The 22,800-nt window shown below is 71.6% G+C and carries 21 protein-coding genes; 13 read left to right on the top strand and 8 right to left on the bottom strand.

What is annotated here, in order from left to right; genetic code table 11:
* Window positions 1-12 precede the first annotated feature (12 nt).
* The 4 genes from ACWPOB_RS24375 to ACWPOB_RS24360 are packed head-to-tail and all read right to left on the bottom strand — an operon-like array spanning window position 13 to window position 3,621.
* Window positions 13-990: a glycine betaine ABC transporter substrate-binding protein gene (locus ACWPOB_RS24375; RefSeq protein WP_455402388.1), complete on the bottom strand. Its 978-nt coding sequence runs from the start codon at window positions 988-990 to the stop codon at window positions 13-15.
* Window positions 987-1,793, bottom strand: a complete 807-nt coding sequence (locus ACWPOB_RS24370; protein WP_100057289.1) for an ABC transporter permease — start codon at window positions 1,791-1,793, stop codon at window positions 987-989. Before ACWPOB_RS24370 ends, ACWPOB_RS24375 begins: the two co-directional genes overlap by 4 nt.
* Window positions 1,790-2,980 carry an ABC transporter ATP-binding protein gene (locus ACWPOB_RS24365; protein ID WP_455402387.1) on the bottom strand — a complete coding sequence of 397 codons (1,191 nt, stop codon included), beginning with the start codon at window positions 2,978-2,980 and terminating at the stop codon, window positions 1,790-1,792. Before ACWPOB_RS24365 ends, ACWPOB_RS24370 begins: the two co-directional genes overlap by 4 nt.
* The gene (locus ACWPOB_RS24360) at window positions 2,977-3,621 is read right to left on the bottom strand and encodes an ABC transporter permease (protein WP_455402403.1); all 645 of its coding nucleotides are present in this window, start codon (window positions 3,619-3,621) and stop codon (window positions 2,977-2,979) included. Before ACWPOB_RS24360 ends, ACWPOB_RS24365 begins: the two co-directional genes overlap by 4 nt.
* 187 nt (window positions 3,622-3,808) lie before the next feature.
* Between ACWPOB_RS24360 and upp the strand changes: the two genes are divergently transcribed.
* Both upp and ACWPOB_RS24350 read left to right on the top strand, forming a co-directional pair.
* Complete coding sequence (upp, locus tag ACWPOB_RS24355) at window positions 3,809-4,432, top strand: uracil phosphoribosyltransferase (protein WP_100057293.1); 624 nt, start codon at window positions 3,809-3,811, stop codon at window positions 4,430-4,432.
* A 380-nt stretch (window positions 4,433-4,812) separates the two neighbouring features.
* Complete coding sequence (locus ACWPOB_RS24350; protein WP_100057290.1) at window positions 4,813-5,508, top strand: MspA family porin; 696 nt, start codon at window positions 4,813-4,815, stop codon at window positions 5,506-5,508.
* 71 nt (window positions 5,509-5,579) lie between these two features.
* Here ACWPOB_RS24350 and ACWPOB_RS24345 read toward each other — a convergent pair whose 3' ends face one another.
* Together ACWPOB_RS24345 and ACWPOB_RS24340 are read right to left on the bottom strand one after the other, a co-directional pair.
* Window positions 5,580-7,055, bottom strand: coding sequence for a phospho-sugar mutase (locus tag ACWPOB_RS24345; protein ID WP_455402386.1), 1,476 nt, complete (start codon window positions 7,053-7,055; stop codon window positions 5,580-5,582).
* On the bottom strand, window positions 7,052-7,864 hold the full coding sequence (locus ACWPOB_RS24340; RefSeq protein ID WP_455402385.1) for a purine-nucleoside phosphorylase: 813 nt from the start codon (window positions 7,862-7,864) through the stop codon (window positions 7,052-7,054). The genes ACWPOB_RS24345 and ACWPOB_RS24340 overlap by 4 nt, the downstream gene beginning before the upstream one ends.
* Window positions 7,865-7,929: 65 nt before the next feature.
* On the opposite strand from ACWPOB_RS24340, the gene ACWPOB_RS24335 reads away from it, so the two are divergent.
* The 6 genes from ACWPOB_RS24335 (at window position 7,930) to ACWPOB_RS24310 (ending at window position 14,671) form a co-directional block, all read left to right on the top strand.
* Entirely contained in the window at window positions 7,930-8,628 is a 699-nt protein-coding gene (locus ACWPOB_RS24335; protein ID WP_100058051.1) for an enoyl-CoA hydratase/isomerase family protein, read from the top strand.
* Between the two features lie 34 nt (window positions 8,629-8,662).
* Window positions 8,663-9,823, top strand: a complete 1,161-nt coding sequence (locus ACWPOB_RS24330; RefSeq protein WP_100058053.1) for a M20 family metallopeptidase — start codon at window positions 8,663-8,665, stop codon at window positions 9,821-9,823.
* Window positions 9,820-10,974 carry a M20 family metallopeptidase gene (locus ACWPOB_RS24325; protein WP_100058050.1) on the top strand — a complete coding sequence of 385 codons (1,155 nt, stop codon included), beginning with the start codon at window positions 9,820-9,822 and terminating at the stop codon, window positions 10,972-10,974. The genes ACWPOB_RS24330 and ACWPOB_RS24325 overlap by 4 nt, the downstream gene beginning before the upstream one ends.
* A 54-nt stretch (window positions 10,975-11,028) precedes the next feature.
* Complete coding sequence (locus ACWPOB_RS24320; protein ID WP_455402384.1) at window positions 11,029-12,069, top strand: iron ABC transporter substrate-binding protein; 1,041 nt, start codon at window positions 11,029-11,031, stop codon at window positions 12,067-12,069.
* Between the two features lie 104 nt (window positions 12,070-12,173).
* Complete coding sequence (locus ACWPOB_RS24315) at window positions 12,174-13,628, top strand: ABC transporter permease (RefSeq protein ID WP_455402402.1); 1,455 nt, start codon at window positions 12,174-12,176, stop codon at window positions 13,626-13,628.
* Complete coding sequence (locus ACWPOB_RS24310) at window positions 13,625-14,671, top strand: ABC transporter ATP-binding protein (protein WP_100056769.1); 1,047 nt, start codon at window positions 13,625-13,627, stop codon at window positions 14,669-14,671. The genes ACWPOB_RS24315 and ACWPOB_RS24310 overlap by 4 nt, the downstream gene beginning before the upstream one ends.
* On the opposite strand, the gene ACWPOB_RS24305 is transcribed toward ACWPOB_RS24310, so the two are convergent.
* On the bottom strand, window positions 14,668-15,138 hold the full coding sequence (locus tag ACWPOB_RS24305) for a gamma-glutamylcyclotransferase (RefSeq protein ID WP_006939627.1): 471 nt from the start codon (window positions 15,136-15,138) through the stop codon (window positions 14,668-14,670). The two genes, ACWPOB_RS24310 and ACWPOB_RS24305, sit on opposite strands and share 4 nt — an antisense overlap.
* 177 nt (window positions 15,139-15,315) lie before the next feature.
* On the opposite strand from ACWPOB_RS24305, the gene ACWPOB_RS24300 reads away from it, so the two are divergent.
* From ACWPOB_RS24300 to ACWPOB_RS24285, 4 genes are all read left to right on the top strand, one after another.
* Window positions 15,316-16,716, top strand: a complete 1,401-nt coding sequence (locus tag ACWPOB_RS24300; protein ID WP_100056768.1) for an NAD(P)H-quinone dehydrogenase — start codon at window positions 15,316-15,318, stop codon at window positions 16,714-16,716.
* Between the two features lie 61 nt (window positions 16,717-16,777).
* Window positions 16,778-17,197, top strand: coding sequence for a VOC family protein (locus tag ACWPOB_RS24295; RefSeq protein ID WP_100056767.1), 420 nt, complete (start codon window positions 16,778-16,780; stop codon window positions 17,195-17,197).
* The gene (locus tag ACWPOB_RS24290) at window positions 17,194-18,009 is read left to right on the top strand and encodes a MerR family transcriptional regulator (RefSeq protein WP_455402383.1); all 816 of its coding nucleotides are present in this window, start codon (window positions 17,194-17,196) and stop codon (window positions 18,007-18,009) included. Before ACWPOB_RS24295 ends, ACWPOB_RS24290 begins: the two co-directional genes overlap by 4 nt.
* 243 nt (window positions 18,010-18,252) lie before the next feature.
* A complete protein-coding gene (locus tag ACWPOB_RS24285; protein ID WP_455402401.1) occupies window positions 18,253-19,422 on the top strand; it encodes an aminotransferase-like domain-containing protein in 1,170 nt (389 codons plus the stop codon).
* A gap of 6 nt (window positions 19,423-19,428) precedes the next feature.
* On the opposite strand, the gene glpK is transcribed toward ACWPOB_RS24285, so the two are convergent.
* Window positions 19,429-20,943 carry a glycerol kinase GlpK gene (gene glpK / locus ACWPOB_RS24280; RefSeq protein ID WP_455402382.1) on the bottom strand — a complete coding sequence of 505 codons (1,515 nt, stop codon included), beginning with the start codon at window positions 20,941-20,943 and terminating at the stop codon, window positions 19,429-19,431.
* 95 nt (window positions 20,944-21,038) lie between these two features.
* Here glpK and glpD point away from each other — a divergent pair, with 95 nt between their 5' ends.
* Window positions 21,039-22,772: a glycerol-3-phosphate dehydrogenase gene (gene glpD / locus ACWPOB_RS24275; RefSeq protein WP_100056764.1), complete on the top strand. Its 1,734-nt coding sequence runs from the start codon at window positions 21,039-21,041 to the stop codon at window positions 22,770-22,772.
* Window positions 22,773-22,800: the final 28 nt, after the last annotated feature.

The following is a 22,800-nucleotide window of genomic DNA, read 5'->3' as shown; positions in this document are numbered from 1 at the left end:
GCACACCCCGTCCTACTCGATGAAGCCCTTCTCCACGAGCCAGTCGTAGGCCACCTCGGCCGGCTCCCGGCCGTCGACGTCGATCTGCCCGTTCAGCTCGATGAGGGTCTCGTCGGTCAGCTCCCGCGTGACGGGTGCGAACAGGTCGGCGATCTGCGGATTCTCGTTGAGGGTCTCCTCGCGGACGACGACGGCCACGTTGTAGATGGGGAAGAACGTGCGGTCGTCCTCGAGCACCGCGAGATCGAGTGCCTCGATCCGTCCGTCCGTGGTGAACACCTCACCGAAGTTGCATTCGCCCCGGGCCGTCGCCTCGTAGATCGCCCCGGTGTCCAGGGTCTTGACGTTCTCCCGCGGGACCCCGGAGCCGAGGGGGATCCCGTACGTCTCGAGCATCGGCTGCAGGCCGTCGTTGCGGTTGGCGAACTCGGATTCCACGCAGAAGGTGCGTTCGGCGACCGGGATGTTCGCGATGTCGGAGAGCGAGTCCACGCCGAGGCGCTGGGCGTTGCGGCTGGTGGCCGCGAAGCCGTAGGTGTTGTTCATGGGGGCGGGCGGCAGCCACGCCAGATCGTTCTCACGCAGGTCCTCGTCGCGCACGGCCTGGTACTGGGCCTGCTCGTCCGGGATGGCCTCCTCGTGTCCGAGGTAGGCGATCCAGGCCGTTCCGGTGTACTCCCACTGGAGGTCGACCTGTCCCTCGAGCTGCGCCTGGCGGGAGCTGGCGCTGCCGGGGATGTTGGTCAGATCCGTGACGTCCGCACCGGCCGAGCGCAGGAGGATCACCGCCATCTTCCCGAGCAGGACTCCTTCGGAGAAGTTCTTCGACCCGACCGCGACGCTCGCCCCGTCGAGCCGTTCGACGGACTGCAGGGGACCGGCGAGCTCGCCGGTGGGGACGAAGCCGCCGGCGGTTCCGAGTCCGCAGGCGGTCAGGGTCGCCGCGACGAGCAGGGATCCGACGATGCGGGGCAGCAGGATCCGGGTCACCGGCGCAGCCCCTTCGGTTGCACCGCGAGTTCGAGGACCCGGCCCGCCCAGTCGATGAGCAGGGCGAGCAGCGCCACGAGCAGGGCCCCGCTGACGAGCACCGGATACCGGAAGAGCGTGATGCCGGTGACGATGAGGGAACCGAGGCCGCCGGCGTTGATGAACGTGGCCAAGGTGGCGGTGCCCACCAGCAGGACGAGGGCGGTGCGCACGCCGGTCATGATCACCGGTACGGCGAGCGGCAGTTCGACCCGCAGCAGCACCCCGGCGCCGGACATACCGATTCCGCGGCCGGCCTCGACGAGTGTGGGGTCGATGCCCTCGATCCCGGTGATCGTGTTCCGCAGCACCGGCAGCACGGCGTACAGGGTCAGGGCGACGACCGCCGTGCCGAATCCGAAGCCGAGCCAGATCGCGAGCAACACGATCAGGCCGATGGCCGGGGCCGCCTGGCCCGCGTTGGCGATCCCCACCGCCACGGGTGCGAGTGCGCGTGACCTCGGCCGGGTCAGGGCGATGCCGAGCGGGACGGCCACCGCCACGACGAGGATCGCCGAGACCACGGTGAGCCCGACGTGTTGCCAGAGCAGGGTCGTGATCGTGGTCCAGTCGAGTTGCCGGGCCTCGATCGAGTCGAGGTCGGCGTTGCCCCGCCACAGGGCCCACGCGGCGAACACCACCGCCACGAGGACGGGGATGACGACGAGCAGCCCCGTGTTCTCACGCCCCACGCCGGCGTCGCGCGAGCGTGTCCCGGTTCCCGCGGCGCGCGACGGCGCGGCCGGCTCGGCGTCCAGGCTCATATGCGGCTCCCGGTGTCGTCGGCGCCGGGCCCCGCCGAGCGTGGACCGGTGGGGCGGATCCGGTTGGTGACGGACTCGAAGTTCACCAATCCGAGGAATTCGTCGTGCCGGCCGGTCACGATCGCGGCCCCGTGCGCCGAGGTGAGCATCGCGTCGAGCGCATCGTTCAACGTGGCGTGCCGATCGAGCGTGATCACGCCTTGCGGTTCGCCGGCCGGGACGGACTCGGTGCCCTCGAGTTCGCGCACCCACAGCCACGCCACCGGCCGCCGTCGCTGGTCGAGGACGACGACGGTGTCGTCGTCGTTCGCCGCGGCGCGGGAGACCGCCTCGGCGGCGGGGCTTCCCACGGTGGCGGTGGTGCCGTCGACGAGGTCGAGGTCGTCGACCCGGCTGAGGGACAGCTGCTTGAGGGTGGACCCGGCGCCGACGAACTTCTCGACGAACCGGTTCGCCGGTGCCGAGAGGATCACCTCGGGGGTGTCGTACTGGGCGACGTGCGCGCCCTCCTCCATGATCAGGATGCGGTTGCCCAGCTTCACGGCCTCGTCGATGTCGTGGGTGACGCACACGATCGTCTTGCGCAGTTCCTCGTGGATGCGCAGAAGCTCGTCCTGCAGCCGGTGCCGGGTGATCGGATCGACCGCCCCGAACGGCTCGTCCATGAGCACCACGGGCGGGTCGGCGGCCAGGCCCCGCGCGACGCCGACCCGCTGCTGCTGGCCGCCGGACAGCTCCCGTGGGTACCGGTCGCAGTACTTTCCGGGATCCAGGTTGACCAGTTCGAGCAGCTCCACGACCCGGTCCGCGGTGCGTCGCTTGTCCCAGCCCAGCAGCCGGGGCACGATCGAGATGTTCTGGGCGACCGTCATGTGCGGGAAGAGGCTGCCGCCCTGGATCACGTACCCGATCCGCCGGCGCAGGTCGTCGACGTCCGCGGAACGGACGTCCTCACCCCCGATCAGGATGGTGCCGGAGGTGGGTTCGACGAGCCGGTTGATCATCTTCAGCGACGTGGTCTTGCCGCAACCGGACGGACCGACGAACATCACGATCTCGCCCGCCGGGATGTGCAGGCTCAGTCCGTCGACGGCGGGCCGGGCCTGACCGGGGAAGGTCTTCACCACGTCGACCAGGTCGATGTCGGTGCCGCTGATGCCCCCGGCGGAGTGTGCTGGCGTGTTCATCGGGCTCGGATTCCCTTCGAGACGGTGACCTTGCCGATCGCGAGGAGCAGTGCGTCGAGAGCGAGGGCGAGCACGACCACGCCCACCGTGCCCACGAGCGCGGAATTCAGGGCGTTGGCGCCACCGATCTGGGACAGGCCCGTGAAGATGAACGAGCCCAGGCCGGGGCCGAGGACGTAGGCGGCGATGGCGGCGACCCCCATGGACATCTGGGTGGAGACCCGCACCCCGGCGAGGATGACCGGCCAGGCCAGGGGGAGCCGTACGCGGGTGAGCGTGCCGACCTCGCCCATGCCGAGGCCTCGCGCCGACTCGACGAGCGCGCCGTCGACGCCCTGCAGGCCGACGACCGCATTGCGCAGCACGGGCAGCGCCGCGTAGAAGGCCACGGCGATGAACGCCGGGGTGACGCCGATTCCGACGAGCGGGATCAGGATGCCGAGCAGGGCGAACGACGGGATCGTCAGACCGATGGCGCTGAGCGCGTTCGCCACGGGTTCGAGCCGCGGGACGCGCGTGACGATCACCGCGATCACGACGGCGACGATCGTGGCGAGGAGGACGGCCTGCACGACCAGGCTCACGTGCTGGTAGGCGCTGAAGGCGATCTGTGCCTTCCGCTCGTCGACGAATTCCCACATGCGCACCCGTCCCGTCTCCCCGCACGCCCGACTGTCACGATGGCACAACTGCGGTGGGCTTCGGGCCGAGACGGAGAACCGCGACGGAGAACCCGGAGGCACGGACCGTCGATCGCCGCCCGAGGCCGGGTGGTCCGCGGCCCCACTCGGCGGCAGGCACACGGTGGCCGCGTTCTATCCTTCCGGCATGGATTCGCTCGTCGTCGACCATCCGCTCGCCGCCGCTCTCCTCACGACCCTGCGTGACGAGCGCAGCGACAACGCCGCCTTCCGGTACGCGCTGCGCCGACTGACCCAGATGCTGATCTACGAGGCGATCCGGGACGCCCCGGTGGAGCAGTTCGAGGTGCGCACGCCCGTCGCGACCACGACCGGTGTGCGCCTGCAGCAGCCCCCGCTGCTGGTGCCGGTGCTGCGCGCGGGGCTCGGCATGGTGGAGCAGGCGCACGCGCTGATCCCGCAGGCGCGCGTGGGCTTCGTGGGGTTGGCCCGGGACGAGAAGACGTTCGAGCCGGTGCCCTACCTCGAGTCGCTCCCGGACGACCTGTCCGGCCTGCCGGTCTACGTGCTCGACCCGATGCTCGCCACCGGCGGCTCCATGGTGCACACGATCGAGCTGCTGGTCACGCGCGGAGCAACCGACGTCACCGCAGTGTGCGTGGTCGCCGCCCCGGAGGGGGTGGCGGCGCTCGCCGACTCCGGTCATCCGGTCCGGTTGGTGACCGCGACGATCGACGAGGGACTCAACGAGGACAAGTACATCGTCCCGGGACTCGGGGACGCCGGCGACCGTCAGTTCGGACCTCGCTGAGGCGGCTCGCGGATCCGCTTGCGCCGCACCGTCGATCCGCATCGACGCCGATAGAGTCCTGTGTGTCCGCTTTGTCTGTTGTGTGACAGGATTACAATAGAGTTTCTTTTGGGATCTGGCGCGGGCCGGCTCCGCGGCATTGCGCGCCTCGCCGGCATCCGGCTCGGAACCCGCGAAACCGCAGGACAGGAAGGGATTCCGGTCGCAGTGCCGGACGTGACGAGGGTCCGGTCCGGAGCGGCGGTGCGTCCGGCCGATTCCGTCTCGTTTCGGCGAAGATGATCAACCCGCCTTCCGGACGGGGCTTCTGTGGTTACGCTCGCCGAGATCGGTTGGTTCGTCCACTGCCCTCGACCGTCCACGAAAATGAGGTCCGCTCGATGATCAACACCCTCTCCGGCAACAGGTTTCGACAGTGCGCCCGGGCCACCGCACTCGGTGCGGCCGCAGTGCTCGGCATGGTGGTGGGGTCCGGCAGTGCCGGAGCCGCTGTCGACAATGCCCGGACGCTGCCCCTCGGCAACAACAACGCCATCGAAGTGCTCCAGGCCGACACGTCGATCCAGTCCTATCCGCCGCTCGACAGCTCGCCCGTCAGCTTCGAGTTCTTCCACGACGAGGTCGTATCGGTCAACATCACCGGACCGGACGCGGATTCCTTCCAGGACACCAAGCTGACCATCGGATACCAGATCGGCTATCCGGTCGCTCTCAACGGTGCCATCGTGCACATCAACACCCCCAGCCTCGACTGGGAGGTCGGCAACGAGTTCGGCATCGGCGTCGAACTCGCCCCCGAGTTCGCGCTCGGGCTCGACGCGAGCACCGGCGCGACGATCGGCGGTTCGATCATCCCCTCCCAGGAGATCGAGGTCGATCTTGCGCCCGGCGGCATCACCGACGTGGCGTTCGTCCAGGACATGGAGTTCGACGGCAGGGCGGCGACCGTCCGGCTGGCGGGAGTCCACGGCTCGGTCTCGGGAGCGCTCGGCCCGGTCACGATCCGGCCGTACGCCAGGGCCGTCACCTCGAACAACGACACCGTCATCACATACGGGGTGCCGCACCGCCTCTGAGGATTGTCGTTCCTCCGCCGGTGCCGGTGGTGACCGCGACGGGCGGCCGCCACCGGCACCGGCGCTTCGCGTCAGCGCTCATCCAGCGCGGCTGCCCACGCGCGCAACGCCCGTAGTCGCGCCGTCGCGCCGTCGCGGTCACCGTCCGGGGCGACCGCCTCGAGATAGCACTTGAGCTTCGGCTCGGTGCCCGAGGGCCGCACCACGACCCGCACCGACGCACCCTCGAGCACCACCGCGTCCGTGCGCAGCGGGCCGGCCGCCGTCGCGAGGTCGGTGGCGGTGACCGGCTCCCCGGCGAGTTCGGCCGGCAGCGCGGACCGCAGCCGGCTCATGATCGCCCCGATCCGCGCGAGGTCGGTCACCCGGATCGAGACCTGATCGCCGAGATGCAGCCCGAACTCGCGGTACAGGGCGTCGAGGGCGTCGACGAGAGTGCGCCGCCGGGTCTTCAGCTCCGCGGCGTAGTCCGCGACGACGATCGCCGTGGCGATGCCGTCCTTGTCGCGCACCGCATCCGGGTCGACGCAGTGTCCGAGGGCCTCTTCGTACGCGTACACCAGCCCGTCGCCCGCGCGGGCGAGCCACTTGAAGCCCGTGAGGGTCTGCGCGTAGCGGGCGCCCCGCGCGGCGGCGAGCTTGCCGAGCAGGGTCGAGGAGACGATCGTCGTCGCCACCAGTGCACCGCGCGGGGCGCCCGCGAGAATCCGGTCGCCCAACAGCACCCCGGTCTCGTCGCCACGCAGCATCCGCCAGCCGTCGGGCGTGGGGACGCCCACGGCACACCGGTCGGCATCGGGATCGAGGGCGACGGCGATGTCGGCGCCGACCTCGGCAGCGAGCGCGAGCAGGGCGTCGGCGGACCCCGGCTCCTCCGGATTGGGGAACTCGACGGTGGGAAAGCGCGGGTCGGGCGCGAACTGTGCGTCGACGACGTGCACGTCGCAGAAGCCGGCCGCGCGCAGGGCTGCCACCGCGGTCTCCCCGCCGACGCCGTGCAGCGGCGTCAGCGCGACGCGGAGTTCCCGCGCCGCAGAGCGCGGCAGCGATGCGACGCGCGCGAGATACCGTGCCACCAGTTCGTCCCCGGCGGGTGCGACGGTGAGGCGCGGCACCGACGACGCGTCGCCGACGGCGTCGATCGCCGCCTCGATCTCCCGGTCGTCCGGCTCGACCAGTTGTGCACCGCCGCGGGTGTAGACCTTGTAGCCGTTGTCCGTGGCCGGGTTGTGCGACGCGGTGATCTGCACGCCCGCGACCGCGTCGAGCGTCCGCACGGCGTACGCCGTCACCGGGGTCGGGAGCGGGCGCGGCAACGCCACGACGTCGAAACCGGCGGCCGCGAGAACCTCTGTGGCGGCGGCGAAGAACTCGGCGGATCCCGTGCGCGCGTCGCGGCCGACGACCACGGTGCCGCCGCCGGACCCGCGCGCGTCGAGCCACCGGGCCAGGCCCGCGGTGGTGCGGACGACCACGTCCTCGTTCATGCAGTCCGGGCCGTCGCCGACGGGGCCGCGCAGCCCGGCGGTGCCGAAGCGCAGGGTCACAGCCGGCCCGCCAGTTCGCGCAGCAGGTCGCCCATGCGGGTGGCGGCGGCCCGTCCCGCCGCGAGGACCTCGTGGTGGTCGAGGTGCTCGCCGGTGATCCCCGCGGCGGCGTTGGTGACCAGGGAGATGCCGAGGACCCGGGCGCCGGCGGCACGCGCGGCGATGGTCTCGTGGACGGTGGACATGCCCACCAGGTCCGCGCCGAGGGTGCGCAGCATGCGGATTTCGGCGGGGGTCTCGTAGTGCGGGCCGGGCAGGCCGGCGTACACGCCCTCGCCGAGGGTCGGGTCGATCTCGCGGGCGAGGGCGCGCAGCCTCGGGCAGTAGGCATCGACGAGGTCGACGAACTGTGCGCCGACGAGCGGCGAGCGTCCGGTGAGGTTGAGGTGGTCGGAGATCAGGACCGGCTGACCGACCGCGTGATCGGGCCGGATGCCGCCGGCGGCGTTGGTGAGGACGACGGTGCGCGCGCCGGCGGCGACGGCGGTACGCACCGGATGCACGACGCGGCTCAGGTCGTGCCCTTCGTAGGCGTGGGTGCGGCCCGCGAGGAGCAGCACCGGGGTCTCGCCGACCCGCACCGAATGCACGGTGCCCGAATGTCCTTCGGCGGTGGGCGGGGCGAATCCCGGCAGTTCGCTCATCGGAACGGCGGCGACCGCTGTGCCGAAGCGCTCCACCGCGGCGCGCCAGCCGGAGCCGAGCACCACCGCGACGGAGTGCTCGGGCACGCCGGTGCGCTCGGCGAGTGCCGCGGCGGCGCGGGCGGCCTCGGCAGGGGGGTCGGCGATGGCGTCGGGTGCTCCCATGTCGGTCGACCCTAGCGCCAACCGTGTTATTACTCACCGGTAGGTTCTGGCGCTATCCTCTCCGCATGCCATACCTCGAACGCGACGGCGACGTCTTCGTCCTCCACCTCGGCGACCGCTCCGGCGGCGACACCGAGAACCGCTTCCACCCCGAGTGGCTCTCCGCCGTCCACGCGCTGCTCGACGAGGTCGTCGCGCACGACGGCCCGGCGGCGCTCGTCACCGCGGCCACCGGGAAGTTCTGGAGCAACGGCCTCGACACCGACTGGATCTTCGGCAACCTCCCCGGGCTGCCGGGTTACCTCGATTCCGTCCACGAGTTGTACGGGCGGATCCTCACCTTCCCCGCAGCCACCGTCGCGGCGGTGCAGGGCCATGCGTTCGGTGCCGGTGCGATGCTCGCGCTGACCCACGACTTCCGCGTGATGCGGGCCGATCGCGGCTTCTGGTGCCTGCCCGAGGTGTCGCTGAACATGCCGTTCACCGTGGGCATGTCCGCACTGCTGCGCGAGCGGCTGCCGATCCAGGCCGCGGTCGAGGCGACCACGACGGGCCGCCGGTTCGGCGGTGGTGACGCCCTCGCGGCGGGCATCGTCGAACAGGCCGTCGACGGCGACGCCGTGCTGGCCGCCGCCGTCGAGCGGGCCGCCGCCCTGACCGGCACCCGGGGCGCCAACCTGGCAGGCATCAAGCGCGGTCTGCACGCGCCGCTGATCGCGGCGCTCGAGACGAAGACGGACGAGTCGAACTTCCGCCTCGGGTGAGGTGCACTCGTTCCGCCCGTGCCAGACTGAGCGGGTGACGAGCGATGCGGACAGGGCGATCGAGGCTGCGTCGGACGGCCTGATCGCCCTGTCGCATTCGATCCACGCCGAGCCGGAGCTGGCCTTCGACGAACACCGCAGTGCCGCGAAGATCGTCGAACTGCTGCGCGGCGGCGGATTCGAGGTCCGGACCGGGATCGCCGATCTGCCCACCGCGTTCGACGCCCGGTTCGGCAGCGGGGAACTCGTCGTCGGCATCTGCGCCGAATACGACGCCCTGCCCGGGATCGGGCACGCGTGCGGGCACAACATCATCGCCGCCTCCGCCGCCGGCGCGGGCCTGGGTCTCGCCGCGGTCGCCGACGCCCTCGGCATCACCGTCCGCGTCATCGGCACGCCCGCCGAGGAGACCGGCGGCGGCAAGGTGCTCATGCTCGAGCGCGGCGTGTTCGCCGACGTCGGCATGGCCCTGATGGTGCACCCGGGCCCGTTCGACATCACCGGGGCGACGTCGCTGGCCCTCGCCGACATCGCCGTCACCTACACCGGTCGCGAGGCGCACGCCTCCGCCGCCCCCGAATACGGCCGCAACGCCGCCGACGCCGCGACCGTCGCGCAGGTCGCCGTCGGCCTGCTGCGTCAGCATCTGCTGCCCGGCCAGCAGATCCACGGGATCGTCAGCGACGGCGGCACCGCCCCGAACATCGTGCCCGCGCACACCGAACTGCTGTACTACCTGCGGGCGACGACCGCGGACTCCCTCGCCGACCTGTCCGAGCGTGCCGGGAACTGCTTCGCCGCCGGGGCTCTCGCCGCCGGCTGCACGCACGAGATCCGCACCGTGTCGCCGACCTATACCGAACTGACTCCCGACCCGTGGCTGGTCCGGGCTTATCGTGAGGAGATCATCGGTCTCGGGCGCACGCCGCTGCCCGTCGAGGAGGAAGGATCGCGCCCGCTGGGCAGCACGGACATGGGAAACGTGACGAACGTGGTGCCGGGTATCCACCCGGTGATCGGTCTCGACTCGGGTGGGGCGGTGACCCACCAGGCGGCGTTCGCCGCCGCGTGCGTCACCGCTTCGGCGGACCTCGCCGTCCTCGACGGCGCCCGCGCGCTCGCCGCGACGGCGGCCCGGGCGGCGACCGATCCCACGCAGCGTGCACGGCTGCTCGAGAACGTGGCGCGCCGATGAACCCGTACATCGAGAAGTGGCTGGGCGAGCACACCGACGACCTGTCGGCGTGGCGCCGGCACATCCACGCCAATCCCGAACTGGCCCGTCAGGAATACGCCACCACCGAGTTCGTCGGGAGCACGCTCGCCGCCGCCGGGCTCGAGCCGAAGGTGCTGCCGCGCGGCACGGGCCTGATCTGCGATCTCGGCCCCGAGGGCCCGCGGATCGCCCTGCGTGCCGACATGGACGCGTTGCCCATGCAGGAGCTGACGGGCCTGCCGTTCGCTTCCACCGTGCCGGGCGTGACACACGCCTGCGGGCACGACGCCCACACCACCGTCCTGCTCGGCACGGCGCTGGCGCTGAACTCGGTGCCCGAGCTGCCGGTGGGTGTGCGGCTGATCTTCCAGCCCGCCGAAGAGGTGATGCCCGGCGGCGCGCTCGACGTGGTCGCCGCGGGCGCGCTCGAGGGGGTGGCCCGGATCTTCGCGTTGCACTGCGATCCGCGGCTCGAGGCGGGCCGGGTCGGGGTGCGGGTCGGGGCGATCACCTCGGCCGCCGACACGGTCGAGCTGGTCCTCGACTCGCCGGGCGGGCACACGTCCCGCCCGCACCTGACGGGCGATCTGGTGTACGGGCTCGGCACCGTGATCACCGGGCTGCCGGGCATGCTCAGCCGGCGCATCGACCCGCGCACGAGCACGGTGATGGTGTGGGGCGCTGTCACGGCGGGCAAGGCCGCGAATGCGATTCCCCGCACCGGCATGCTGACCGGCACCGTCCGCACCGGCGACCACGAGACCTGGGAGCTGCTCGAGCCGATGGTGCGGGAGATCGTGCACGGTCTGCTCGCGCCGACCGGCCTGAGCTACGAGCTGGACTACCGGCGCGGCGTGCCGCCCGTCGTCAACGACGAGGTGTCGGCCCGGATGGTCGAGGACGCGGTGCGCGCGATCGACCCGGATGCGCTGGCGGACACTCCGCAGTCCGGTGGAGGAGAGGACTTCTCCTGGTACCTCGAGGAGGTTCCGGGCGCGATGGCCCGGCTGGGTGTGTGGCGGGGGACCGGGCCGAAGCTCGACATCCACCAGCCCGACTTCGATCTCGACGAACGGGCCCTGGCCGTCGGCGTACGGGTGATGACGAACCTGGTCCTGGGATCAGGTTAGGCTTGCACAACCTGTACGTTGCCTGTGAGTCGTCGCTCACGCCAGGAGGTCCGGATGCATTTTCGACGCAGAGCTGTCGCCGTACTGTCGGCCGGGGTCGTCGCCGCCGTGTTGGCCGCGTGCGGCAGCGACTCGGGATCGGGTGAGTCGGGGGGCGACTCCACCGGTGCGCTCACCCTGTACTCCGGGCGGAGCGAGAACCTGGTCGGACCGCTGATCGACCAGCTCGAGGGCACCCTCGGGTTCGAGGTCGACGTCGTCTACGGCAGCACCCCCGAGATCACCGGAAAGCTGGTCGAGGAGGGCGGCGCCTCGCCGGCCGACGTGGTGTTCACCCAGGACGCCGGTGCGCTCGGCCTGCTCGACCAGGCGGGGCTGCTCGAGACGCTGCCGGCGTCGGTGACCGAGCTGGTTCCCGCCGACTACCGCGCCGCCGACGGCACCTGGGTGGCGACCTCCGCGCGCGCCCGCGTGCTCGTCTACAACGACGAGAAGGTGCAGCCGCAGGATCTGCCCACCGGCATCGACGGCCTGCTGGACCCGAAGTGGAAGGGCCAGATCGGCTTCGCCCCGACCAACGCGTCGTTCCAGGCGTTCGTGACCGGGCTGCGCGTTGCGCGCGGCGAGGACGGAGCCCGCGCCTGGCTCGAGGCCTTCAAGGCCAACGAGCCGGTGGCGTTCGAGGGCAACGGCCCGCTGATGGAGGGTGTCGACACGGGCCAGGTCACCCTCGGCCTGACCAACCACTACTACTGGTACGGCCTCGCGGACGAGCGCGGTGCCGAGAACCTGAACGTGCAGGTCTACTACTTCCAGGCCGGTGATCCGGGCGCGCTGGTGAACATCGCCGGGGCCGGCGTGCTGAAGACCACGGACCAGAAGGAGCAGGCGGAGCAGTTCGTCGCCGCGCTGCTCTCGCCCGAGGCCCAGGCCTACTTCGCCGACGAGACGTCCGAGTACCCGGTCGTCGAGGGCGTCGAGACCAAGGACCAGTTGCGTCCGCTGTCGGAGATCGGCAACTCCGACATCGAACTCGCCGAACTCGCCTCGCTCGAGCAGACCCAGGCGTTGCTGCAGGAGCTGGGATTCATCTGATCCAGCTCGCCGCTCTCCGTCCCACCCGGCGCAGCCGGCCCGTTCTCACGCTGGCTGCGCTGGGTGTCTCGGTGTTCGCGCTCGCCCCGGTGGCACACCTGGTCATGCGTGCGTTCGCAGACGGTCCCGACCGCGTGTGGTCGCTGGTGTTCCGGCAGCGCACCCTCGATCTGGTGTGGCGCAGCGGCATTCTCGCGCTCACCGTCACCGTGGCCTGCCTCGTGATCGGCGTTACCGCCGCGTGGCTCACGGCACGCACCGACCTGCCCGGCCGGCGGTGGTTCGCCCTGGCGCTGAGCGTTCCGCTCGCCATCCCGTCGTACGTGTCCGGCTTCGTCTACATCGCCCAGTTCCCCGGCCTCGCGGGTTTCGCGGGGGCCGCGCTGGTCCTCACCGCGGCGAGCTTCCCGTACGTGTACCTGCCGGTATCCGCCGCGCTGGCCTCGGTCGATCCGGGACTCGAGGAGGTGGCCCGCACCCTCGGCCGGTCCCGGCTGCGCACCACGCTCACCGTGACCCTGCGGCAGGTGTGGCCGACCGCGGCGGCCGGCGGCCTGCTGGTGGCGCTGTACACCCTCAGCGACTTCGGCGCCGTCGCGCTGATGCGGTACGAGGCCTTCACCCTCGCCATTTACGGCAGCTACCGGGGGCTGCTCGACCGCACCCCGGCCGCGGTGTTCGGCCTGGTGCTCGTCGTTCTCGCCGTCGCGCTGACGGTCTCCGAGCGCCGGGTGCGCCGCGGGGCCACCGCGCGCGTCGGTTCCGGCGCCCCACGAGCCGCCGCGGCCGTGCCGCTGGGCGGGCAGCGGTGGACGGCCCTGGCGTTCCTCGCCGTCGTGCTGGTGGTCAGCGTCGGCGTTCCGCTGGCCGGACTCGCGCGCTGGCTGTGGTTCTCGCAGCAGGCGGCGATCGACTGGGCGGGGATCTGGACGGCGACGACGTACACGCTGTGGGTGGCGGCTCTCGGGGCATTGCTGACGACGGCGCTGGCCCTGCCGGTGGGCACCCTGGCGGCGCGCTCGACCTCGCCGGTGGCGCGGTTCACCGAGAGCGCCGCCTACGTCGGGTTCGCGCTGCCCGGTATCACCGTGGGTCTGGCCCTGGTCTTCTTCGGTATCCGGCTGTTGCCGCAGTGGTACCAGCACACCCCGATGCTCGTGATCGGCTACGCGGTGCTGTTCCTGCCGCTCGCCGTCGGGTCGATCCGCGCGGCCGTCGCCTCGATCCCGCTCGGCCTCGAGGACGCGTCCGCGACCCTCGGCAGCGGACGGCTGCGGACCGGCATCCGGGTGATGGTCCCGCTGGCCGCGCCCGGTGTCGTCGCGGGGGCGGCGCTGGCGTTCCTCACCATCGCGAAGGAACTGCCCGCGACGTTGTTGCTCGTGCCGATCGGGGAGGACACCCTGGCGTCACGGATGTGGAAGTACACCGAGACCCTCGAATACGGTTCGGCGGCCCCGTACGCCGCGATCCTGGTGCTCATCGCCGCGCTGCCGTCGCTGGTGCTGGGCCGACTGTTGCGGGGCCGGGTCGATGCGGAAAGTGGCGGTGAGGAATGAGCGGGCTCTCCATCGAGGGCGTATGCGCCCGGTACGGGCGGACCGAGGTCGTCAGCGACGTCTCGCTGACGGTGGAGCGAGGCGCGTTGCTGGCCGTGCTCGGGCCCTCGGGCGGGGGCAAGACCACTCTGCTGCGCGTCGTCGCGGGTCTGCACCCGGCGAGCGCGGGGCGCGTCGTCGCGGACGGACGCGACCTCACAGCTCTGCCGCCGGAGCGCCGAGGGGTGGGGCTGGTGCCGCAGGAGGGTGCGCTCTTCCCGCATCTGAGCGTGGCGCGCAACGTCGGCTACGGGCTGGTGCAGCCGACGTGGCGATCGATGGTACGGCAGAAGTCCGTCCGGCACCGCCGCGTGGCGGAACTGCTCGACCTGGTCGGCCTGGCCGGCACCGGTCAGCGCAAGCCGTCGCAGCTGTCCGGCGGCCAGCAGCAGCGCATCGCGCTGGCGCGGGCGCTGGCCCCGAACCCGTCCGTCGTACTGCTCGACGAGCCGTTCAGCGCCCTCGACGCCGGGCTGCGGGCCAGCCTGCGCACCGAGGTCCGCACCCTGCTGCGGGACCAGGAGGTCGCCTCCGTGCTGGTCACCCACGACCAGGCCGAGGCCCTGGCCATCGCGGACACGGTCGCGGTGATGCTCGGCGGGCGTGTCGCCCAGGTGGGCACCCCGGAGGACGTCTACCGGTGGCCCGCGACGCTCGAGGTGGGCGCATTCGTGGGGGATTCGGTCGTCCTCGACGCCGATGCGGACGGCGACCGCGCGCACACGGTGATCGGTGCGGTCCCGCTCGCCGCCCCGGCCCACGGCAAGGGCCACGTGCTCGTGCGCCCGGAACAGGTGCAGGTCGCCGCGGCCGACGAGCCGTCGAAGTTCACCGTGCTCGACGTCGCCTTCGGCGGGGCACTGACGGAGGTGCGGGTGACCGGCGCCGGGCAGACGATCCGGGCGCAGCGGGCCGCGTCGCACGACGTGCAGGCCGGGGATCCGGTGACGCTGCGGGTCGGCGTCCCGGTGCCGTTCTACCCGGACCGGCCGGCGGGGGACTAGAAGCTGTCGGGCCGGCCCGGCCCGACGTTGCGGCTGTTGCGGGTGCGCAGGTCGCGCACGTAGTCGGCGGGGGCTCCCGCGATCTCGGCGGCGTCGGCCATCACGCCCAGGTAGCGCGCCGACGGCAGGCCGCCCTCGTACGCGTCGAGGACGTACAGCCAGGCGAGCACGGGCCCGTCGTCGGTGTCCACGCGCAGTCGGATCTTGCGGTGGATGCCGAGTTCGGAGCCCTCCCACCGGTCGAGGCTGCGTTCGTCCTCGTCGGGTACGTCGTACAGCACCACGAACACCTTCGAGTCGGGATCCTCGACGACGGTGGCGAGCGCTCCCTCCCAGCCGATGTCGCCGCCGCTGAACGTCAGCCGCCAGCCGTGGAGCCAGCCGGTTCCGGCCATCGGCGAATGCGGGCAGCGCTGCAGCATCTGCTCGGGATGCATGTTGGAGCCGTAGGCGGCGTAGATCGGCACGGGGTACAGGCTAATGGCTGACCGTCCGGCGCAGGACACGGGGCGCTGGCCGCTGCGTGGCCGAGTCCGCGTGCGCAGGACGGGGCCGGTGGCATAGCGTGTCTGCGGACGTTCGGCAACCCCGGCGCCCGCACACCCGGACCGAGGACCATCTCGGAATCGATACAGAGGAGAACAATGACCCGGATCGTGATCATCGGCGGCGGCCCTGCGGGCTACGAGGCGGCGCTGGTGGCGGCTCAGTACGGCGCGACCGTGTCACTGATCGATTCGGACGGGATCGGCGGTGCCTGCGTGCTCTTCGACTGCGTGCCGTCCAAGACGTTCATCGCTTCCACCGGCATCCGCACCGACATGCGCCGGGCCGCCGACCTCGGCGTCCAGCTCGAAAGCGCCGGGGTGGCGCTGCCCGAGGTCAACGCCCGCGTCAAGAGCCTCGCCCGCGCGCAGTCCGCGGACATCCGCACCAAGCTCGAGGCGGCCGGCGTGCAGTTGCTCAGCGGCCGCGGCGAGCTCATCGACAGCCAGGTCGGGATGGCGGCGCATCAGGTGCGCGCCAACCTCTTCACGGGCGAGGAGCGGATCCTCGACGCCGACGTCGTGCTCATCGCGACCGGCGCGAGCCCGCGGGTGCTGCCCGGCGCGGAGCCGGACGGCGACCGCATCCTCAACTGGCGTCAGCTCTACGACCTCGACGCCCTGCCCGAGCACCTCGTGGTCGTCGGTTCCGGTGTCACCGGCGCCGAGTTCGTCTCCGCCTACACGGAGGTCGGTGTTCAGGTGACGCTGGTCTCGAGCCGTGACCGGGTGCTGCCGCACGAGGACGAGGACGCCGCCCTCGTGCTCGAGGACGCCTTCGCCGAGCGGGGCGTGAACCTGGTCAAGCACGCCCGTGCCGACGCCGTCGAGCGCACCGAGAACGGGATCCGGGTCAAGCTGGCCGACGGGCGCATCGTCGAGGGCAGCCATGCCCTGATGACGGTCGGCTCGGTGCCGAACACCGCCGACCTCGGACTCGAGAAGGTCGGCCTGCAACTCGACCGGGGCGGTTACATCCAGGTCGACCGAGTCTCGCGCACGCCCGTCTCGGGTATCTACGCCGCCGGCGACTGCACCGGGTTGCTGCCACTGGCGTCGGTGGCCGCGATGCAGGGCCGCATCGCGATGTACCACGCCCTCGGCGAGGGGGTGAGCCCGATCCGGCTCAAGACCGTCGCCTCGGCGGTGTTCACGCGGCCCGAGATCGCCACGGTCGGCGTCAGCCAGGCCGCGATCGACAACGGCGAGGTGCCGGCCCGCACCGTGATGCTGCCGCTGCACACCAATCCCCGTGCGAAGATGTCGGGGCTGCGCCGCGGCTTCGTGAAGATCTTCTGCCGTCCCGCCACCGGCGTCGTGATCGGTGGCGTGGTGGTCGCCCCCACCGCCTCGGAGCTGATCCTGCCCATCGCGATCGCGGTGCAGAACAACCTCAGCGTCGACGATCTCGCCCACACCTTCTCGGTGTACCCGTCGCTGACCGGGTCGATCACCGAGGCGGCGCGCCAGCTGATGCGGCACGACGACCACCTGGACTGAGCGGGATGACCGGCGTCGACGTTCTTGACTCTCTCGCTGGGGTAGGGTCGACGGTGGACGCATGCGAACGAACAGCATCTTCCCCGTGGTCCCCGCTCACGACGTCGCCCGCAGCCGCGACTTCTATGCCGGGCTGCTCGGTCTGCGTGTGGTTTTCGACAGCGGCTGGTATGTGCAGCTGCAGGCGGCGACCGACGAGACCGTGCAGCTCGGTCTCGTGGCACGCGGCCACGAGACGATTCCCCGAGCCCACCTCTCCGCTCCCGCCGGCGTGCTGATCTCGGTGGAGGTCGACGACGTGGACGCCGTGTATGCGCGCGCCGGCGACCTCGCACTCCCGGTCGCGTTGGAACTGCGCGACGAGGACTTCGGGCAGCGGCACTTCATGACCGTCGATCCCGACGGCCTGCTCGTCGACGTCATCACGGTGATCCCGTACGCGCCGGAGGTTGCCGGAAGCGGGGCGGTGGTGACCGGGTGAGCCCGGCCGACGGATGGCTGAGCATCGGCGAGTTCGCGCGGATGTCCCGGCTGAGCGTCAGGACGCTGCGCCACTACGACCGCGAACGGCTGCTCGCTCCAGGCCGGGTCGATCCGCGTACCGGATACCGGTACTACTCGCGCGAGCAGCTCGCCTCGGCTCTGCGCATCGCGGTATTGCGCAGAGCCGAGGTGTCCGTCCCCGCGATCCGTCTCCTCCTGCAGGACCCCGGACACACCGAGGTCGTCCTCGCCGCGGAGCGGGAACGGATCGAGCGCGAGGCCGCCCGTAAGCACCGGGCGCTCGCCCTCGTCGCGTCCCTCGCCGAGGCCGAAGCCGGCGGCCTCTCCGTGCGCCGGCACTGGATCGAGGATCGAATGGTCTTGTGGCGCAATGGGGAATCGACCGCCGAATCTCTGGATTCGGATGTGACGAACCTCGTGACGGCGCTGCTGGCCGACGCGTCGAGCGCCGGGCTGCCCACCGACGCGCCGGTGGTGGGGCAGTACCCGGCCACCCTCGACGGCGTGGTGCAGTTCGGCGTCGGTCTCGAGTTGCGGTCCCCGCTCGGACGTGCGGAAACTGCCACGACGACGCTGCCGGGCGGGACTTTCGCGGGCGTGGACTTCGTCGGTCCGGTCGCGCTGCTGCCGGTCGCCTACCACGCACTGTTCGGGTGGCTCGACGAGCGCGGTCTCGCGGCCGAGGGGCCGTTCCGGGAGTACTACCTCACCGACCCGCGTGACGTCGCTGCCGATGCGATGCGTACGCGGGTGCTGCACCCAGTGCCGGGTGAGCACGTTCCGGGATGAGGGTTCCCCGAGGCCGGCGCGCCGCGGCTCCCGCGCCGGCTTCGCCCCACCGGATCAGTGTTCCATAGTGTGGGATCTGCATTCCACAGTATGGTCAGGTGGTGCTACGGTGGGGCGAGGACCGGATCCGGTCCGTTATCGACAGCCTCGCGCCTACCGCGGACCCGGGACGAATGAGGTGTTCTCCCAGCCTGTCCAGGAGTTCCCGTGTCCGTCGACCACAATCTGCGCCCCGCCCGCCGCATGCAAGGCCTGCGCAGCTCCGCCATCCGTGACCTGCTCGCCCTGACCGCCCGGCCCGACGTCCTGAGCCTCGCCGGCGGGCTCCCGGCGCCCGAGCTGCTGCCCACCGCGAGGATCGCCGACGCCGCCACCACCGTGCTCCGTGACCCGGCTGCCGCCCAGTACGCCGAGACCTCCGGACGCGGTGACCTGCGCGCCGTGATCGCCGCGCGCGAGGGCGAGCGGCTCGGACGCGCCGTCCACCCGGACGAGGTCGTGGTCACCCACGGCTCCCAGCAGGCGCTGAGCCTGCTCGCTCAGGTGCTGCTCGACCCGGGGGACACGGTGATCGTCGAGGAGCCCGCGTACACCGGGGCGCTGCAGGTCTTCCGCGCCGCCGAGGCCCGCGTGGTCCCGGTACCGCTCGACGACGACGGCATGGACACCGGAGCGCTCGAACGCCTCCTGGCCGCGGGGGAGCGGCCCGTGCTCGTGCACACCGTCGCGACGTTCCACAACCCGCGCGGCGTCGTGCTGTCCGCGGCTCGGCGCCGGCACCTCGCGGCCCTCGCCGACCGGTACGGATTCCGCGTCGTCGAGGACGATCCGTACGGCGAGCTGTGGTTCGGACAGGCACCTCCGGCGCCCGTCGCGTCGTGGTCGGACCGCGTCGTCCGGCTCTCGAGTGCCTCGAAGACCCTCGCCCCGGCGTTACGGGTGGGGTGGCTGCACGGCGACCGGCGGCTGTGCGCGGCCGTGGAGCTGCTCAAACAGGGCGCCGATCTGTGCGGCTCGTCCCTGACCCAGGCGATCGCCGCCGCGCTCCTCGCCGACGGGCCCTGGTACGCCGGGCACCTGGACCGGCTGCGGGACACCTACGGCGCCCGCGCCACGGCGCTGTCGGCCGCCCTCGCCGCGGAGTTCGGCGACGCGGTCGTCTCCTCCGCCGTGCGCGGCGGCATGTTCACCTGGGTGCGGTTCGCCGGCGAGCTCGACACGGCCGAGTTGTTGCCCGTCGCGGCCGAGCACGGTGTCGCGTTCGTGCCGGGGTCCGCCTTCGCGGTCTCCGGGGACCACAGTCGCACTGCGCGGCTGTGCTTCGCCACCGCCGGGGAGGCCGACCTCGCCGAGGCGGCGCGCCGGCTCGGCCGCGCCGTGCGTGCCGTGCAGCCCAGGACCGCACGCGCGTAACGCGGCTCAGGCCCAGCCGTAGGTCCGCTCGACCGCCTTGTTCCACTCGGCATAGAGCCGCTCCCGCTCGGCAGTGTCCATCTTCGGTTCCCAGGTGCGGCCGGCCGCCCAGTTGCGCCGGATGTCGTCCTCGCCCTCCCAGAAGCCGACCGCAAGGCCCGCCGCGTACGCCGCGCCGAGCGCGGTGGTCTCGGCGACCACGGGCCGGACCACCGGGGCGCCGAGGATGTCCGACTGGAACTGCATCAGCGTTTCGTTGACGACCATCCCGCCGTCCACCTTCAGGGTGTGCAACTCGACGCCGGAGTCGGCGTGCATCGCCTCGATCACCTCGCGGGTCTGGTAGGCGGTCGCCTCGAGCGCGGCGCGCGCCAGGTGCCCCCTGTTGACGAAGCGGGTGAGCCCGGCGATCACGCCGCGCGCGTCGGGGCGCCACCGCGGCGCGAACAGGCCGGAGAACGCCGGCACGAAGTACGCGCCGCCGTTGTCGGGGACGGTCGCGGCGAGATCCTCGATCTCCGCGGCCGTACGGATGAGCCCGAGATTGTCGCGCATCCACTGCACGAGCGACCCCGTGACCGCGATCGAACCCTCGAGGGCATACACCGCCGGGGCGTCGCCGACGCGGTAGCAGACGGTGGTCAGCAGCCCGTGCTCGCTCCGGACCGGCGTCGTCCCGGTGTTGAGCAGCAGGAAGTTCCCGGTCCCGTAGGTGTTCTTCGCCTCGCCCGGCGACAGGCACGCCTGGCCGAACGTCGCGGCCTGCTGGTCGCCGAGGATGCCCGCCACCGGGACGCCGGCGAGCGGCCCGCGTTCGCGGGCGTACCCGTAGATCTCCGACGAGCTGCGGATCTCCGGCAGCATCGACATCGGGATCCCGAAGTCCGCGCAGATGTCCGGATCCCATTGCAGCGTCTCGAGATTCATGAGCATCGTGCGAGAGGCGTTGGTGACGTCGGTGAGGTGCACTCCCGGCTGCCGGTTGCCTGCGCCGGTGCCGCCGGTGAGGTTCCACAGGATCCAGCTGTCCACCGTCCCGAACGCGAGCTCGCCGGCCTCCGCCTTTTCCCGGGCTCCCTCGACGTTGTCGAGGATCCACCGCACCTTCGGGCCCGCGAAGTACGTCGACAGCGGCAGGCCCGTGGCCTTGCGATACCGGTCCACGCCCGCGTCGCCGGCGAGCTGCTCGACCAGGCGATCGGTGCGGGTGTCCTGCCACACGATCGCGTTGTGGACGGGCCGGCCGGTGGAGCGTTCCCACACGACCGTCGTCTCGCGCTGGTTGGTGATCCCGATCGCGGCGATGTCGGCGCGTGTCAGATCCGCCTTCGCCAGGGCCAGGGCGGCGACTTCGCGGGTGTTGAGCCACAGCGTTTCCGGATCGTGTTCCACCCAGCCGGCGCGGGGGAGGATCTGTTCGTGCTCGGTCTGGGCCCAGGCCACGATGCGGCCGTCGTGGTCGAAGATGATGCAGCGGCTCGACGTGGTCCCCTGATCGATCGCGGCGATGTATCGGGTCACGGCAACCTCTCCGGGCGTATGGTTCGGGACGGCAGTCTGCGGACGAACCTACTAGCCTGAGTGCGGAAACGTCGGCGACTCACGGGAGCGATGCGGTGACCAACCAACCAGGCGTCCAGATTCTCGGGCCGCAGCAGCGCCGTGACGCGTGGCGACGGCTCGGCTCGGAGCAGTTCGACGTGGTGGTCATCGGCGGCGGCGTCGTCGGCGCCGGTGCCGCCCTGGACGCCGCCACCCGCGGGTTGAAGGTCGCACTCGTGGAGGCGCGGGACTTCGCCTCCGGCACGTCGAGCCGCTCGTCGAAGATGTTCCACGGTGGGCTGCGCTATCTCGAGCAGCTCGAGTTCGGGCTCGTCCGCGAGGCGCTGCGGGAACGCGAGCTGTCGCTCTCGACGCTGGCCCCGCATCTGGTCAAGCCGTTGAAGTTCCTCTTCCCCGTCACCCACCGGGTGTGGGAGCGCCCGTACATCGCCGCGGGCATCTTCCTGTACGACCGGATGGGCGGCGCCAAGTCCGTGCCCGCGCAGAAACACCTGACCCGCTCCGCGGCGCTGCGCATGGCGCCCGGGCTCAAGCGCGATTCGCTCGTGGGCGGGATCCGGTACTACGACACCGTCGTCGACGACGCCCGTCACACCATGACGGTGGCCCGCACGGCCGCGCACTACGGCGCCGTGGTGCGCACCTCGACCCAGGTGGTCGGGTTCCTGCGCGAGGCCGACCGCGTCTCCGGCGTGCGGGTGCGCGACTCGGAGGACGGGTCGGTCACCGAGGTGAAGGGGCACGTGGTGATCAACGCCACGGGGGTGTGGACCGACGAGATCCAGGCCCTGTCCCGGCAGCGCGGCCGGTTCCGGGTGCGCGCCTCGAAAGGCGTGCACATCGTGGTGCCGCGCGACCGGATCGTCAGCGACTCGGCGATCATCCTGCGCACCGAGAAGTCGGTGCTGTTCGTGATCCCGTGGGGCAGCCATTGGATCATCGGCACCACCGACACCGATTGGAACCTCGACCTCGCCCACCCGGCCGCGACGAAGGCCGACATCGACTACATCCTCGACCACGTGAACCGGGTCCTGGTCGTCCCGCTCACCGACGACGACATCGATGGCGTGTACGCGGGCCTGCGGCCGCTGCTGGCCGGGGAGAGCGACGAGACGTCGAAGCTGTCGCGCGAGCACGCCGTCGCCCGGGTCGCACCCGGGCTCGTGGCGATCGCCGGCGGCAAGTACACCACCTACCGCGTGATGGCCGAGGACGCCGTCGACCTGGCGGCCGAGGACATCCCCGCGCGGATCGCCCCGTCCATCACCGAACGGGTGCCGCTGGTGGGCGCCGACGGCTACTTCGCGCTCGTGAACCAGACGATGCAGCTCGCCGAGCGGTACGGCCTGCACCCGTACCGGGTCAAGCATCTGCTCGACCGATACGGGTCGCTGATCGACGAGATGCTGGAGCTGGCGGCCGACCGTCCCGAGCTGCTCGAACCGCTCACGGATGCGCCGCAGTACCTGCAGGTGGAGGTCGTGTACGCGGCGGCCGCGGAGGGAGCGCTGCATCTCGAGGACATCCTCGCCCGCCGCACCCGCATCTCCATCGAGTACCCGCACCGCGGCGTACACTGCGCCGAGCAGACGGCCCGCCTGGTCGCCCCCGTCCTCGGCTGGGACGCCGCGACGGTGGAGCAGGAGATCGCGACCTACCGGGCCCGGGTCGAAGCGGAGATCCGGTCGCAGAGCCGGCCCGACGACGAGTCCGCCGACGCGCTGCGGGCCGCCGCCCCGGAGGCCCGCGCGGAGATCCTCGAGCCGGTGCCGACGGGCGTCTGAGGCGCCACCGGCGCGCGTCCCAGCCCTG

It is taken from the genome of Rhodococcus sp. 2H158, from assembly GCF_053764755.1.
The sequence above is the reverse complement of the archived record's forward strand: the minus strand, read 5'-3'. Positions and strand labels throughout refer to the sequence as shown.

Bases quoted from the DNA above. Each gene is read 5' to 3' on its own strand.
- ACWPOB_RS24360 (WP_455402403.1), bottom strand. From the start codon at position 3,621: ATGTGGGAATTCGTCGACGAGCGGAAGGCACAGATCGCCTTCAGCGCC.
- ACWPOB_RS24340 (WP_455402385.1), bottom strand. From the start codon at position 7,864: ATGGGAGCACCCGACGCCATCGCCGACCCCCCTGCCGAGGCCGCCCGC.
- ACWPOB_RS24335 (WP_100058051.1), top strand. From the start codon at position 7,930: ATGCCATACCTCGAACGCGACGGCGACGTCTTCGTCCTCCACCTCGGC.
- ACWPOB_RS24365 (WP_455402387.1), bottom strand. From the start codon at position 2,980: ATGAACACGCCAGCACACTCCGCCGGGGGCATCAGCGGCACCGACATC.
- upp (WP_100057293.1), top strand. From the start codon at position 3,809: ATGGATTCGCTCGTCGTCGACCATCCGCTCGCCGCCGCTCTCCTCACG.
- ACWPOB_RS24325 (WP_100058050.1), top strand. From the start codon at position 9,820: ATGAACCCGTACATCGAGAAGTGGCTGGGCGAGCACACCGACGACCTG.
- ACWPOB_RS24300 (WP_100056768.1), top strand. From the start codon at position 15,316: ATGACCCGGATCGTGATCATCGGCGGCGGCCCTGCGGGCTACGAGGCG.
- ACWPOB_RS24285 (WP_455402401.1), top strand. From the start codon at position 18,253: ATGCAAGGCCTGCGCAGCTCCGCCATCCGTGACCTGCTCGCCCTGACC.
- ACWPOB_RS24320 (WP_455402384.1), top strand. From the start codon at position 11,029: ATGCATTTTCGACGCAGAGCTGTCGCCGTACTGTCGGCCGGGGTCGTC.
- ACWPOB_RS24295 (WP_100056767.1), top strand. From the start codon at position 16,778: ATGCGAACGAACAGCATCTTCCCCGTGGTCCCCGCTCACGACGTCGCC.
- ACWPOB_RS24350 (WP_100057290.1), top strand. From the start codon at position 4,813: ATGATCAACACCCTCTCCGGCAACAGGTTTCGACAGTGCGCCCGGGCC.
- ACWPOB_RS24315 (WP_455402402.1), top strand. From the start codon at position 12,174: ATGCGTGCGTTCGCAGACGGTCCCGACCGCGTGTGGTCGCTGGTGTTC.
- ACWPOB_RS24310 (WP_100056769.1), top strand. From the start codon at position 13,625: ATGAGCGGGCTCTCCATCGAGGGCGTATGCGCCCGGTACGGGCGGACC.
- ACWPOB_RS24370 (WP_100057289.1), bottom strand. From the start codon at position 1,793: ATGAGCCTGGACGCCGAGCCGGCCGCGCCGTCGCGCGCCGCGGGAACC.